The organism is Streptomyces triticagri (genome assembly GCF_003429565.1).
GTDB classification, from domain to species: domain Bacteria; phylum Actinomycetota; class Actinomycetes; order Streptomycetales; family Streptomycetaceae; genus Streptomyces; species Streptomyces triticagri.
Genome location: NZ_QUAK01000097.1, coordinates 13,539 through 27,783, shown reverse-complemented (window position 1 = coordinate 27,783; position 14,245 = coordinate 13,539). Strand labels below are relative to the sequence as shown.

The following is a 14,245-nucleotide window of genomic DNA, read 5'->3' as shown; positions in this document are numbered from 1 at the left end:
CCGAGGTCGCTCCCTGGACTGCGGCGAATGCCGCCGAGGCCTGCCCGCAGATGACCGAGACCCGCGCCCCGCGGCGTCATCGGCCGTGGGACACGGGGCTCTTCGGGCGCGTGCGGACCCGTCGCCGGCGTCAGGGCTTGACCGCGATACGGCCCTCGTCCATGCGGAGCAGGAGCAGCCGCTCGCCGGTCTTCTCCAGGAACTCGTCGACGGCCTGGCGGGAGCCCTGCCAGTAGCCGTAGTCGTCGATCAACAGGACACCGCCGGGGACCAACCGCTCGTAGAGGTGGTCGAGTTCGTGCTTGGTGGAGGCGTACCAGTCGGTGTCGAGCCGCAGGATGGAGATCCGCTCGGGAGCCGCGTGCGGGACGGTGTCCTCGACCTTGCCCTGGACGTAGTGCAGTCGCTCCTCGGGGTAAGGGACCTTCGCGAAACCGGACTTGACGTCGTCGAGGGAGGCGACCGCCCAGATCGGCCGGTCCTTGGCCTGGGCGTCGAGCAGCTCCTGCGCGGACTTGCCGTCGCGGCGCAGGTCCTCCTCGGTGGGCGGGGTCATGCCCTCGTAGGTGTCGAAGAGGTACAGATCGCGCTCGGTGTCGCCCACCGAGAGCAGCGTCTTCGCGCAGGCCTGCATCGAACCACCGCGCCAGACACCGCACTCCACGATGTCGCCCGGGATGCCGTGCCTGACGATGTGACGAGTGGCGAGGATGAAGGCGTTGAGCCGCTCCGGAGAGGTCATCGTGTACGGCTTGACCGCGCGAATGACGTCCTTCGCCTCGTCGTCGTAGTCGTCCGGGAAGGTCAACGTCCCTGATTTGGCCTTCGCCTTGGGCTTCGGCTGCGGGGCCGGCTCGGCCGGGGGCGCGGGCGCCTTGGCGATCCGCTGGACGGGGACCGGGACCCGCGTCAGCTGGTATCCGGTGAGATGCCTGAGTGCGCCGTTCACTGCGCTTCGCCATGCCATGGGGCGGGACAATACGCGCGCGTTGCCACCGGTGTCACTTTTCGTCATCGCGTGATCACTGTGCGTTCGCGGCTGCGGAGTCTTTCGGCTCGGCGCGGGAAGAGTCCTGCTGCTCCGCGTGGGAGGAGTCCTGCTGCTCCGCGCGTGCGGGGTCGTTGGACTCGGGCTGCGCGGGGTCCTTGTGCTCGGTCCGCGTGGGTGCGTGCTGCTCGGCGGGGCGCCCGCAGCGCGTGCGCGCCGCCATTGGCTCCGGCAGGGGTACGGCCTCGAGGCCGCCGACCCGGTTGGCCCACCAGCGAGTTGTGGCCCGCACGAAGGCCATGGTCAGCCGCGGATAACCGGGAGGCTTGCGGAAGACGCCCACCGAATCGCCCCAGTAGGCGTGTTTGGCGTCCACGCGCGCGTAGTCGTGCCTGATGCCCTTCAGGGGCGGGAAGTCGGTGTAGGCCTCGCGCAGTTCGAGCTTGGTGTACGCGGCGAGGGCACGGAAGCCGTCCGGGTAGTAGCGCCAGCAGTCCTGGGCGTCGTGCACGTGCCCGCGCGAGGGCGCGGTGACGAAGGCGGTGCCGCCGGGCTTCAGGACCCGGGCGATCTCCAGCATGGAGGCCCAGAAGAACGGGATGTGCTCGAAGGCCTGCCCGGAGAGCAGGAAGTCGGCGCTGTTGGACTTCACGGGGATCCGGTACGGCCGGGTCATCACCCGGTCGACATTGGGGCCCTCCCAGACGTCGACACCGCAGTAGTCGATGTCGCGGCCCTTGAGCAGCTCCTGGTGGGTGAGTTTCTGGCCGTCCGAGATGCGCGACCCGAGGTCGACCACGCGGTGCCGGGTGCCGGCCGGCATGTACTGCTCGATGCAGAGTTCCATCTGCTCGTACGCGGACCTGTGCACAGCGGTTCACTCCTCGACGCGGACTTGCGGCTGACTCGTCGAGACAACAACGGACCGACGGCCACCCGGGTCACGAACCGGCCACAGGGACTGGCATGTTGCACGCGCGCGTGACCCGGGCCGAGCACCGGGCACCTCCGGCCGAGCGACCGGCGGTCATCCTTTCGGGCGAAGCAGGGCGAAGGAATTGACCGGGCCGGGCAAAGCGTACAAATACTCCGCCACTCTCGGCGGTGTCCCGTGCGCCCGCTCCCGAGGAGAGGCCCGTGTCCGTGCAGCCACGTCTCAGCGTCGTCGTGACCGTCCACAACGTCGAGGATCACCTGGAGGACTGCCTCCGGTCGATCGCTGCCCAGACCGTCCCGTGGGACGGCACTCTCGAGGCCGTCCTGGTCGACGACGGCTCCACGGACGGCAGCGCCACCATCGCCCGCTCGTTCGCCGACCGCGACCCCCGCTTCCGGTACGTGCACCGAGAGGAAGCCGGACTCGGCGCGGCCCGCAACACCGGCGTGCAGCACCTCTCGCCCGGCGTCGAGTTCCTGACCTTCTCCGACGGCGACGGTTTCGTGCCGCACGGCACGTACCACCGGATGATCACCAGCCTGGAGAGCACCGGCTCCGACTTCGCGACCGGCAACGTCTGGCAACTCGGGGCGCACGGCCGACAGCAGGCCTCCGAGTACCAGTGGCTGACCGGGACCCGGGAGCGCACCCACATCACCCGCGACCCCGACCTGTACGCCGACCGGGCCGCCTGCAACAAGGTCTTCAGGCGCGCGTTCTGGCAGCGTCACGGTCTGGCCTTCCCTGAGGACTGCCCGGGTGAGGACGCCCCGGTGACGGTTCCTGCGCACTTTTTGGCGGCTGGGGTGGATGTGCTGCATGACTATGTGTATTACCGGCGGGCGAGTGAGCACTCACTCACCCACCAACACTTCGACGTACGCGACGTACGCGACGTACGCGACGTACGCGACCGAATCGCAGCCTGCGACGAGGTCAGCCGCTTCCTGGGGAAGCGTTTCCCCGAGCACCGCAGGAACTACGACAACTCATGTCTGCGCGACAACCTGGTGCCCGTCCTCGACGGACTTGCGATGGGCGGACCCGAGTACCGGGCCGCCTTCCTCGTCGGCGCGGCTGCCTTCCTCGCGCGCGCCGACCCCGGCGTACTCGACACTCTCCCCGTCGATCTGCGGGTCAAGTGGCATCTGGTGCGCGAGCNGGCGTACTCGACACTCTCCCCGTCGATCTGCGGGTCAAGTGGCATCTGGTGCGCGAGCGCCGGCTCGCCGACCTGCTCGGTCTGCTCGCCTTCGAGCAGCGCAACGGCACCGCGTTCGGTGTGCGCGGTGCACCGCTGCGCGCCGCGGTGCACCCCGACGGGGCGGGCGAGCGGCTGCGCGTCCCGGCCGGGACGGCACGGCTGCGGCGCGGTGAACTGCCCGTCGTGGCCCGCCTGGAGCGCGCCGAGTGGCAGGACGACGGGATGCTGCGGATCGACGGATACGCGTACGTGCGGAACCTCCCCGCCGCTTCTCCCGGCCGTGAGATGCGGACCGGGATCCTGAAGTCCTTGGACCGCAAGGGAGTTGTGCGGCGCGTGCCGACGAGGAACGTGCCGTCGCCGGCCGCGACCGAGGACTCCGGTCAGGAGCTGCACTCCTATGACCACTCCGGCTTCTCGATGACGGTCGATCCGGACAGGCTCCGGGTGCGCGGTCGGCGGGAGCCCGGCAGCTGGCAGCTCGATGTGCTGCTCGCGGGCCACGGCACGGTGCGCAGGGCGGCCGTACGGGCCCCCGAACAGCCCGCCGAACAGGCCCTCGTCCGGGAGCTCGACGACGGGTTCCGGCTCGTCCTGACGTACCGCCGGGGACGGCTCGTGCTGGAGGTCGTCGCGTACCACGCGCGCGTGGAGTCCCATCGCGCGGAGGGGGACGAGGTGGTGCTGCACGGTCGCCTGCACGGGCCTCGGCCCACCTCGCTACGGCTGACCCGGGCGCACTCTGACGCCCGTTTCGACTGCCCCGTCGAGGGCACGGGCGACGATTTCGCCGTCCGCCTTCCGGCGGCCGCCATCGCGGCGGTGCCGCCGGCCGAGCGCCATGAACCCAGGGAGGTCGAGGCGCCGCACGGCGACCGCTGGCAGGCGGAGCTCGTACTGCCCGACGGCTCGACGACCTCGATGGCCGCGGTGCTCGCGCTGCCGCCCGGACGCTATCCGGTGGGCACCGGACGCGAACTCTGCGCCACCGCCGACGAATCCGGCAGGCTCATGGTCGAGCTGACCCGGCAGCCCGTGGCGGACTCCGTGCGCTGGACCGACGGCGGCTCGCTGGTCGTCGAGGGCACGGTGGCGGACGGCGACCGGGGCGAGGCGGAGCTCGTGCTGCGGCACGGCTCGCGCCACGAGGAGGTCATCGTCGGTGTCGAGCGGACGGGCGGCCGCTTCACCGCCCATGTGGACCCGGCGGCCGCGGACGGCGGTCTGCCGCTGCGCAGCGGCCGCTGGCACGTACTCCTCAGGCAGACCGGTACGGACGGCACCGGGACCGGCGCGGACACCGAAGCAGCGCCCGTGCGCACGCCGGCCTCGCTGGCCGGCCGGCTGCCGCTCACGCGCGCGTGCCAGGGCCGCGACCACACGGCCGACCGCCGCTTCGGCGACCGTCTGATCATCGACGCGGCGCCCCTCCTCGCGCGCGACGAGCGCGGTGCGTACCGCCAGGGTCAACTGCGGACCGTGCACTATCCGAAGCAGCGCGAACTGCCCCTCAAGGAGGCGGTTCTGTACTTCGACGGGGACTCCCCGCGCGCGGTCCAGGAGGAGCTGCTTCGCCGTGGCGCCCCGGTGGCGCACCTGTGGGTGACGCAGGACGGACGCACCGCGGTGCCGGCCGGTGCCGACGGCGTGGAACTGCACAGCGCCGCCTGGTACGAGGCGCTCGCGCGCTGCCGACGGATCGTCACCGCAGGCCATCTCCCGGACTTCTTCGAGCGCCGCAGCGGCCAGACCGTCGTGCAGACCTGGCACGGCAATCCCCTCAAGCGCATCGGCACGGACCTCGTCGGCAGCCCCTACGCGGACCACTCCCGGCTCGACGTGCTGGCCCGGGCCAGCGCCCAGTGGAGCGTCCTGGTGGCGCCGAGCCGGCGCGCCACGGCCCGCCTCAGCCGCGCGCTCGCCTATCGCGGCGAGCTCCTGCAGGCCGGATCCCCGGCCGACGACCTGCTGTTCGCGGACGACCGCGGCAAGATCGCCGACCGGGTGCGGGCCCGCCTCGGCCTGCCGCCCGGCAAGCGCGTGGTCCTGTACGCCCCGACGTACCGCGACCACCTCGGCCTGGCGCCCGACGGCTACCGGCACGAGCAGGCGCTGGACCTCAGGGCGGCGGAAGCGGCGCTCGGTGACGATCATGTGCTCCTGGTGCGCCGCCATCCGCGGGCCGCCGGGCCCCTGCCGGACGCCCGTGCGCCGTTCGTGGTGGACGTCAGCGCGCATCCGCAGGTGACCGAACTGCTGCTGGTCGCCGACGTCCTGGTCACCGACTACACCTCCCTGATGTTCGACTTCGCGCTCACCGGGCGCCCGATGCTGTTCCACGTGTACGACCTCGAGCAGTACCGGGACACCGTGCGCGGCTTCTGCGTCGACTTCGAGGCGATCGCACCTGGGCCGCTGTTGCGGACCACCGAGGACGTGGTCGGGGCACTGCGGGACCTGGACACGGTCACCGAGCGGCACGCGCGCGCGTATGCCGCGTTCCGGGAGGCCTACTGCGATCTCGACGACGGGCGCGCGGCGGCACGCGTCGCGGACAGGCTGCTTCGATGACCGACGCGCGCGCGGCCGGTGTCACGACGGCGGCCGCGCGGCGCGTCGCGCACGGTTCCACGGCCGTGTACGGCGGTCTCAGATCGCTGCGGCCGAGCCCGTACCTGGTGTTCGGTGCCCTGTTCTGGCTGGTGGCCGGGGCCGCGGCCTGGCGGGTGCCGGTGTGCTGCGAGTTCGGGCAGCACGCTGCGGTGGTGGAACGGCTGGCCGCCGACCTGTGGTCGCCGTCCCATCCGACGGTGGACGCGCCGGGCGCCGGCAGTCCGTACTACTCGCCGTATGCGGTCCTGCAGGCCGTCGTCGCCCGGCTGTCCGGGCTCGACGGATGGCAGGTGGTCAAGCTGTCCGGCCCGCTCAATCTGCTGGTGCTCCTGACGGGCCTGGGCCGCTTCGTGAAGGTGCTGACTCCGCGGCCCTGGGCGCCGGTGCTCGCCCTGGCCTTCCTGGTGCTCCTGTCGGGCCCAGGCCCCGGCACCGGCGCCGGGGCGCCGTCGTGGAGCGGGTTCCTCGGGCTGCTGCCGCTCACCGAGCACCTGGCGTTCCCGGGCACGTTCGCGGTCGGACTCACCTTCTGGCTCTGGGCGTTGACGGGACGGCCGGCCGGATCCGGTGGGCGGCCGGCCTCGTATGCGGCACTCGGTGCGCTCGGGGCTCTCGTCGTCCTGGTGCATCCGGTCAGCGGAGTCGGGGCGACGGTGGGTGTCGTGGCCCTGGTCGCCGGACGGCAGCGCAGCCGGCACGCGCGCGTGGTGGCTCGTTGGGGGGCGGCCGCGACGACCGCCGTGCTGCTCGCCGCCCTGTGGCCGTACTTCTCGGTGTTCGCCCTCATCGGGAACGGGACCCTCGACGGGGTCCACGAGCAGCTCTACACGGGGCTCGTCGCGCGATACTGGCCCGCCGCGGTCGTCGGGCTGCCCGCGCTGTGGCTGCGGTGGCGGCGCGACCGTCGCGATCCGCTGGTCCTGATGTTCGCCCTGTGCTGTCTGATCGTCCTCTGCGGATGGCTGTCCGGGCACTTCACGTACGGCAGGGTCCTGGCGACGGCCGTGGTGGCGCCGCAGCTCGCGCTCGCCGTGGAGCTGGCCGGGCCGCGGCCGTGGGCGTGGGGCCGCCGGGTGCTGGCCTGCGGCGCGGCAGCGGCGGCGGGAGCGTGCCTGCTGCTTGTGCACGCAGGTGCGGTGGTGCCGCGGGCCGTCGATCCGGTGGGCTTCGAGCAGCCGCCGCGTTGGCCCTCGTACGCCTGGGCCGCCGAGCGGATCGGGCCGGGCGAGGTGGTCCTGACGGACAGTCACCGGGCCACGCGTGCGCTGCCGGGCTTCGGCCCGAATCTCGTCGCACCCACCCGGCCGGACGCCTCGCTTCCGGAGCCCGAACGGCAGCGCCGGCTCGACGCCGTGCGCCGGTATCTGGACCCGGGCAGCACGCGCGCGGAGCGGGCCGGTATCGCACGCCGCTACGACGTGCGCTGGGTGCTGCTCGCGCCGGATCAGCGGGCCCCTCAGGAGGCCGTGGTGGCCGCCTGGGGTCCGCGTACCGGCGAGGTGCTGATGCGGGTGCGGGGCGCGGGCAGCGCCGCGCCGGACCCGGCGAACGGCCCCTCAGGGACCGGGCGTTGAGCGGCACCACGACGGGTGCCGAGGCCGCCGCGCCCGCCACCGTCACGGCCACGCGCCTCCGCCGTGGCACGCTCCCTCTGCTCGCCGCCGTCTGGGTGGCCACGCGCGTGGTGATGCTGATCCTGCTGGCCCGTGACGGCAGCGATCCGCTCGGCGTGGGCGGCGTCGCCCGCGAGGTGTACGAGCTCTACTTCGGCTGGTACGGCGTGCTGCTGGACGGCGCCTTCCCGCCGGCCGACCCGTTGTGGCAGTACCCACCGGCAGCCGGCCCGGTGATCCTGGCGCCGGGGCTGGTGCCCGGCGCGAGCTACTTCCAGGCGTTCGTCGCCCTGGCGCTGGTGGCTGACGCAGCGGTGGCCCTGCTCCTGGTCCGGGCCGGACGGCGGTCGGGGTGCTCGCTGCAGGGCGCCCTCCTGTGGGTCTGCGGCCTTCCCCTGCTCCTGCATCTCCCGCTCGCCCGTTACGACGTCCAGGTCACGGCGTTCGCGGTGGCGTCGCTGCTCGCGTTGCCCGGTGTGACCCGGCGGATCGGCCACAGGCGAGCACGCTCCACACGGTCGTGCTCCCCGCGCGCGTGGAGCGCGATCGCCGGAGCCTGCGCCGCCATCGGTGCCCTGATCAAGGTGTGGCCCGCACTCGTCCTGCTCGGCACTCCGCCCGGGCGCACCACCCGCACCGCATGGGTCTCGGCCGCGGCGACGGCCGCAGGGCTCCTGCTGCTGCTCGCCGCGCTGTTCGCGCATCCCTTCGGCTTCCTGAGCGGGCAGAGCGGCCGCGGTGTGCAGATCGAGTCGCTCGGCGGGACCGCGCTCACCCTCGCCCGGCTCGCGGGCGGGCCCGGTGAGATGCGTTACCGGTACGGCGCCGTCGAGTTCGTGGGGCCGTACGTGCCGCTGGTGGCCACCGGTTGTCTGGTGCTGACCGTGCTCGCACTCGCCGCGCTGGTCGGATGGCGGATCAGGGCGGCTCGATACGGGCAGTGGACCACGGCGACCGCCTATGACGCCGCTCTCTGCGCCGTGCTGCTGTTCACCGTGACGAGCCGGGTGATCTCTCCGCAGTACCTGATCTGGCTGCTCGGGCTCGCCGCGGTCTGTCTCACCTCGCGCGCCACGAGCCAGCGGCGCGTCGCCGTGCTCGTGGCCGCGGCGGCCGCCGTCAGCGCCCTCGCCTATCCGGTGCTCTACGCGGAGGTGATGGCCGGCACCTGGACCGGCTTCCTGGTGATGCTCGTGCGCAACGGCCTGCTCGTGGCCGCCGCGGTGCTGTCCTGGAACGGCCTGTGGTCCGCCACGACGCGCCCCGGCGAGACCGACCAAATCGTCACAAAAGCTACGATTCACGAGTGAACAGCGCGCCTGCCCACCGGTCACCGTCCGACGACGATCCCACCGCTGCCGCGGAACCCGCCCCCGCCGAACCCGTCGCCCCGGCCGACGGCGTCAGTGTCGTCGTGATCGGCTACAACGACGCCTCGCACGTCACCGACGCCGTACGGTCGGCCCTCGCCCAGGGACCTCACGTCCGCGAGGTGATCGCCGTGGACGACCACTCGACGGACGCCAGCCCGCGGCTACTCGCCGCGCTCGCCGCCGAGGACCCCCGGGTCCGCCCGGTGCTGCGCCGGTCCAACAGCGGCGGCTGCGGCACTCCCCGCAACGACGGCATCGACGCGGCCACCTCGGCCCACCTGATGTTCCTCGACAGCGACGACGTACTGCCGCCGGGCTCCGTGGACGCCCTCCTGACGGCAGCCCGGGAACACGGCACCCCGGTCACCACCGGCCGCTGTGTGCGCCGCGAACTCCCCTCCGGTCAGGAGACCGACTGGCAGCCGGGCCTGTACTCCGACGCCGCGATCATCGAGCAGCCAGGCGACCGCCCCTCCCTCGTCCAGGACACCCTGTGCGTCAACAAGCTCTACCGGACCGACTTCCTGCGCCGGCACCGGATCCGCTTCCCCGAAGGCCGGTTCGTCTACGAGGACTTCGTCTTCACCGCGCGCGTGCTCGCCGCGGCTCCACGCATCGCCCTGATCACCAACCCGGTCTACGTCTGGCACGTACGCCGTGACGCCGCCCGCCTGTCGTTGTCCCTGGACCGGGCCGGCATCGGGAACTGGACGGCGCGGATCGATGCGCACCGCCAGGCCGTCGAGATCCTCGCGGCGGCCGGCGAGCAGCGCCTCACGCACGCGGCCCGGGCCAAGTTCCTGGACCACAGCCTGTGCATGTACGCGCGCGAGCTGGGCGAGCGGAGCGCCGAGTACCGGAACGCCTGGTGGCAGACCACGCGCGCGTACCTGTCGACGTTCGACGCCGCCGACTTCGAGCGCGCGCCTGCGCCGGGCCGGGTCATCGCACGCGTGGTGCTCGCCGCGCCCGCGCCCGTCGACCTGCCGCGCATCAAGGAGGTGACGGCCCGACCGGCCCGGCTGCTGCCGCCCTACGCCGTCGACGACGCGGGCGCCCCCGTCTGGTCCCGAACGCTTCCGCAGGTGCCGCTCGACCACCTCCTCGTACGCCCGATGCGGCTGCTGCCGCTCGCCGTGGACGCGGAACTGCGGCCACGCGCGCGTGCCTCGGCCCTGACCCTGCGCCTGCACGACCTGTACGGACGGGTGGGCGCGGCGGGACCCGTGAGCGTCGACATCGAGCTCCGGGCCCGCGACAGCCGCCGTACGGGACTGCGGCTGACCGCGTCATGGGCACCGGACGGCGTGGCGCCGGCGCACTCGCCGTCCGCGCGCGAAGCGGCCCCGGCCGAGCGCTCCTGGACGGCGCGCGCCGAGCTCGATCTGGCCAGGCTCGCCACCGGCCTGTGGGACCTGCGGCTCCGCGTCCGCTTCGCCGACGGCACCCATCGCGACACCACGGCCCATCCGGTCCAGGGCGCCGGCCGGTTGCATCCGCGGTTCGTCCTGCACGCGCGCCGCGGCCTGCTGCTCCTGCGGCCGTACCGCACCCGGTCGGGGAGTCTCGCCGTCCGGGTGGCCCCCGGCCCGTCCGCCGCGAACCTGGCGGTCCGGACTCGGCTGCGGCGCCTGCTCGACACCGGCCGCGCCCGGCGCGAGCCACCCGCGCCCGACCATCCCGTACGCGCCCCCGCGGAACCGGCTCGCGGCGCCGCACGTTGACCGACCGGAACCTGCGAACGATCTACGCCGCACCACCGCACTGCCGCGCCGCAGGACCTCGGGGTACGGCAGGCGGCACGGCACCACGGAGAATGCAGGGACGGACCACGCGGACCGGCGCCCGACCGCACCGGGACACGGCCCGCGAGCAGCACTACGCAAGACAGGCAAGACGGGCAAGGGCAAAGGACAGAGTGGACATGACCTGGCTGATCACCGGCGGCGCCGGCTACATCGGGGCACACGTCGTCCGCGCCATGACGGCGGCGGGCGAGCAGGCGGTCGTGTACGACGACCTGTCGTCCGGCATCGCGGACCGGGTGCCCGAGGGCATCCCCCTGGTCCGCGGCTCGATCCTCGACCGCGACCTGCTCGGCCGCACCCTGGCCGAGTACGACATCACCGGCGTCGTCCACCTCGCGGCGAAGAAGCAGGTCGGCGAGTCCGTGGAGCGCCCCCTGGACTACTACCGGGTCAATGTGGAGGGCCTCCGCGTCCTGCTCGACGCCGTGGTGGACGCGGGCATCGGCGCCTTCGTCTTCAGCTCGTCGGCCGCCGTCTACGGGATGCCGGACGTCGATCTCGTCACGGAGGAGACGCCCTGCCTGCCGATGAGCCCGTACGGCGAGACGAAGCTGGCCGGCGAGTGGCTGGTGCGCGCGACGGGCCGGGCACACGGCCTGGCGAACGCCTCCCTGCGCTATTTCAACGTGGCGGGCGCAGCCGCCCCGGAGCTCGCCGACACGGGCGTGTTCAACATCGTCCCGATGGTCTTCGACAAGCTCAGCGCGGGCGAGGCGCCGCGCATCTTCGGCGACGACTACCCGACACCGGACGGCACCTGCGTCCGCGACTACATCCACGTGGCCGACCTGGCCGACGCGCATGTGGCCGCCGCCCGCCGGCTCGCCGCCGATCCAGGCACGGAGCTGACGGTCAACATCGGCCGCGGTGAAGGCGTTTCGGTCCGCGAGATGGTCGATCTGATCACCGAGGTGACCGGCCGCGAGATCGCCCCCGAGGTCACACCGCGCCGGGCGGGCGACCCCGCGCGCGTGGTGGCCGCCGCGGATCGCATCTCGGGTGAGCTGGACTGGAAGGCGAAGCACGACGTACGGGACATGGTGACGTCCGCCTGGGCGGGCTGGACGTACCACCGTCCGGAGGCTGCGGGCAGCTGACGGCCGCGCAGGCGCGTCGGGGCCGCTCCTCCTGACGCGCTCTCCCCGCGCCCTGCCGCCTCACAGCTCCCGCAGCGCCGCGGCCGTGGTCGTGGCAAGGAGGTCCAGATAGCCGTCGGGCAGCGGTGAGCGGACCACCACGGAGCGCCAGTACAGCGGACCGGAGATCAGGTCGAGGGCCAAGTCCTCGTCCGTGCCGTCCAGTTCGGAGAGCTCCCCGCGCGCGGACGCAGCGCGCACGATGCCGCTCGCGACCGAGTGCTGCCCCTCGCGCAGCGCCTTCTGCAGCGCCGCCGCCATCTCCGGGTTACGGGCGGCCTCCGCCTGCAGATCCGGGACGATCTGCCCCGCCACGGGGTGCCGCAGCGCCCGCGCGGTCACCTCGTACAGCAGCCGCAGGTCCTCCTCGAGCGAGCCGGTGTCCGGCGCCGGCAGTCCCTGCGCGGCGACCGCGGACACCAGGTCGAGCACCAGCTGCAGCTTGGAGCGCCACCGGCGGTAGACCGCCGTCTTGCCGACGCCGGCCCGCCGGGCGACGCCCTCGATGGACATCCGCGCATAACCGACGGCCGCGAGCTCCGCGAAGACCGCCGACCTGATCGCCTCGGTGACGTCCTCCCTGAGCACGGCCGCGCCGGCCGGCGCCCGCCGCGTCTGCGGTGCACCCGCCGTGTTCTCGCCCGGGCCGTCCGCGCTGCTCTTGGCTGTCATGGGCGCCAAGCATAGAGCGACGTGACCACGACCACGTCACGACGAAACGGTTGCGTCTCGACGTGGCCGCACCCTACGCTCGTGCGCAACGACGAAACGGCCCCGTCCCGACGTAACTCCATGCCGGGGACACCACCTCGCGCCGCCCGGAGGTCCCGTGAGCCAAGCACTCGACGCCCCGCCCCAGCAGGGCGCACCCGTCATCGAGGCGATCGACCCCGCGGAGCTCGCCGCGCGCCACGGCCTCACCGTCAGCGGTGCCCGCCCCACCCTGCGCGGCTACGTCCGACAGCTGTGGCACCGGCGGCACTTCATCACCTCCTTCGCCACCGCCAAGCTCACCGCGCAGTACAGCCGGGCCCATCTCGGCCAGCTCTGGCAGGTCCTGACACCGCTGCTCAACGCGGCGGTCCACTACCTGGTCTTCGGCGTCCTCGTCGGCACCCGCCGAGGCATCGAGGACTTCGTCCCGTTCCTGGTCACGGGCGTGTTCGTGTTCACCTTCACGCAGAGCTCGGCGCTCGCCGGGACCCGCGCCATCGCCGGGAACCTGGGCCTCGTACGGGCGTTGCACTTCCCGCGCGCCGCGCTCCCGCTGGCGTTCTGTCTGCAGCAACTGCAGCAACTGCTCTTCTCGATGGCCGCACTCGCCGTGATCCTGCTCTGCTTCGGCGTACCGGTCACGGCCTGCTGGCTCCTGGTCCCCGGTGTGCTCGCGCTGCAGTTCCTGTTCAACGCCGGTCTGGCGCTCGCCCTCGCCCGACTCGGCAGCGGGACGCCCGATGTGGCACAGCTGATGCCGTTCGTCCTGCGCACCTGGATGTACGGCTCAGGCGTGATGTTCAGCCTGCAGTCGAAGCTTCAGGGGCGCCACGTCCCCGGATTCGTGCGCACGGCACTGGAGTTCAACCCGGCGGCGGTCTTCATCGACCTCATGCGGTACGCCCTGATCGACAGCTTCCGCGCGGCGCAGCCGCCGGGCCAGGCAGCCGCATGGTGGGTGGCCGCGGCCTGCTGGGCAGTCGTCGCCGCGGTCTGCGGATTCATCTGGTTCTGGAAGGCGGAGGAGACCTACGGCCGTGGCTGACACCCTGACTGCATCCCCGAGTTCACCTGGGACTGCATCCCCTCCCACCGTCATCGCCGACGGCGTCCACATCGTCTACCGGGTCCCCGGCGCCTCCGCCGGCCGCGGCAGCGCCACCGCCGCCCTCAGCCGCATCCTGCGGCGCGGCGAGCGGTCGCGCGGCGTCCGCGAGGTGCACGCCGTCCGAGGCGTCTCGTTCACCGCGTACCAGGGCGAGGCCATCGGCCTGATCGGCACCAACGGCTCCGGAAAGTCGACCCTGTTGCGTGCCGTCGCGGGCCTGCTGCCCACCGAACGCGGACGGATCCTCACCCGGGGCCGGCCGTCCCTGATGGGCGTCAACGCCGCCCTGATGGACGATCTGACGGGCGAACGGAACGTGGTGCTCGGCGCCCTGGCGATGGGCCTGACCCGAGAGCAGATCAAGGAGCGCTACGCCGACATCGTCGACTTCTCCGGGATCAACGAGAAGGGCGACTTCATCTCGCTCCCGATGCGCACCTATTCGTCGGGCATGCGTGCCCGGCTGCGCTTCTCCATCGGCGCCGCCCGCGACCATGACGTCCTGCTGATCGACGAGGCACTGGCCACCGGCGACCGCGCCTTCCAGCGGCGCTCCGAGGCCCGGATCCACGAGCTGCGCCGCAAGGCGGGCACGGTCTTCCTGGTCAGCCACAGCAACAAGTCCATCCGGGACACCTGCGACCGGGTGCTCTGGCTCGAGCACGGCGAGCTGCGCCTGGACGGGCCGACGGACGAAGTCCTCGCGGAGTACGAGAAGTTCACCGGCGGCAAGAGGCGCTGACAGGGCCGG

Annotated in this window: 10 protein-coding genes and 1 pseudogene; 8 read left to right on the top strand and 3 right to left on the bottom strand. The window is 72.6% G+C overall.

Annotated features, from left to right (window positions below; all coding sequences use genetic code 11):
* Positions 1-130: 130 nt before the first annotated feature.
* Positions 131-967, bottom strand: a complete 837-nt coding sequence (locus DY218_RS17965) for a TylF/MycF/NovP-related O-methyltransferase (RefSeq protein WP_128557076.1) — start codon at positions 965-967, stop codon at positions 131-133.
* Between the two features lie 55 nt (positions 968-1,022).
* Positions 1,023-1,859, bottom strand: a complete 837-nt coding sequence (locus tag DY218_RS17960; RefSeq protein ID WP_128557075.1) for a methyltransferase domain-containing protein — start codon at positions 1,857-1,859, stop codon at positions 1,023-1,025.
* A 233-nt stretch (positions 1,860-2,092) separates the two neighbouring features.
* Between DY218_RS17960 and DY218_RS35225 the strand changes: the two are divergent.
* The 6 genes and pseudogenes from DY218_RS35225 to galE form a co-directional block, all read left to right on the top strand.
* Positions 2,093-3,086 (top strand): annotated as a pseudogene (locus DY218_RS35225) (glycosyltransferase family 2 protein); the annotation flags it as partial.
* Between the two features lies 1 nt (position 3,087).
* A partial coding sequence (locus DY218_RS17955) for a CDP-glycerol glycerophosphotransferase family protein (protein WP_233521671.1) occupies positions 3,088-5,700 on the top strand: 2,613 nt, incomplete at its 5' end.
* Entirely contained in the window at positions 5,697-7,316 is a 1,620-nt protein-coding gene (locus tag DY218_RS17950) for a hypothetical protein (protein ID WP_128557074.1), read from the top strand. The genes DY218_RS17955 and DY218_RS17950, both read left to right, overlap by 4 nt.
* Entirely contained in the window at positions 7,313-8,665 is a 1,353-nt protein-coding gene (locus DY218_RS17945) for a glycosyltransferase 87 family protein (RefSeq protein WP_407703648.1), read from the top strand. Before DY218_RS17950 ends, DY218_RS17945 begins: the two co-directional genes overlap by 4 nt.
* 104 nt (positions 8,666-8,769) lie before the next feature.
* A complete protein-coding gene (locus DY218_RS17940; protein ID WP_233521674.1) occupies positions 8,770-10,452 on the top strand; it encodes a glycosyltransferase family 2 protein in 1,683 nt (560 codons plus the stop codon).
* A gap of 200 nt (positions 10,453-10,652) precedes the next feature.
* Positions 10,653-11,633, top strand: coding sequence for a UDP-glucose 4-epimerase GalE (gene galE / locus DY218_RS17935; protein ID WP_128557072.1), 981 nt, complete (start codon positions 10,653-10,655; stop codon positions 11,631-11,633).
* A gap of 60 nt (positions 11,634-11,693) precedes the next feature.
* On the opposite strand, the gene DY218_RS17930 is transcribed toward galE, so the two are convergent.
* Positions 11,694-12,344: a TetR/AcrR family transcriptional regulator gene (locus DY218_RS17930; RefSeq protein ID WP_128557071.1), complete on the bottom strand. Its 651-nt coding sequence runs from the start codon at positions 12,342-12,344 to the stop codon at positions 11,694-11,696.
* A gap of 157 nt (positions 12,345-12,501) precedes the next feature.
* Here DY218_RS17930 and DY218_RS17925 point away from each other — a divergent pair, with 157 nt between their 5' ends.
* Entirely contained in the window at positions 12,502-13,431 is a 930-nt protein-coding gene (locus DY218_RS17925; protein WP_128557070.1) for an ABC transporter permease, read from the top strand.
* Positions 13,424-14,236 carry an ABC transporter ATP-binding protein gene (locus DY218_RS17920; protein ID WP_233521670.1) on the top strand — a complete coding sequence of 271 codons (813 nt, stop codon included), beginning with the start codon at positions 13,424-13,426 and terminating at the stop codon, positions 14,234-14,236. The genes DY218_RS17925 and DY218_RS17920 overlap by 8 nt, the downstream gene beginning before the upstream one ends.
* Positions 14,237-14,245: the final 9 nt, after the last annotated feature.

Bases quoted from the DNA above. Each gene is read 5' to 3' on its own strand.
- galE (WP_128557072.1), top strand. From the start codon at position 10,653: ATGACCTGGCTGATCACCGGCGGCGCCGGCTACATCGGGGCACACGTC.
- DY218_RS17965 (WP_128557076.1), bottom strand. From the start codon at position 967: ATGGCATGGCGAAGCGCAGTGAACGGCGCACTCAGGCATCTCACCGGA.
- DY218_RS17930 (WP_128557071.1), bottom strand. From the start codon at position 12,344: ATGACAGCCAAGAGCAGCGCGGACGGCCCGGGCGAGAACACGGCGGGT.
- DY218_RS17950 (WP_128557074.1), top strand. From the start codon at position 5,697: ATGACCGACGCGCGCGCGGCCGGTGTCACGACGGCGGCCGCGCGGCGC.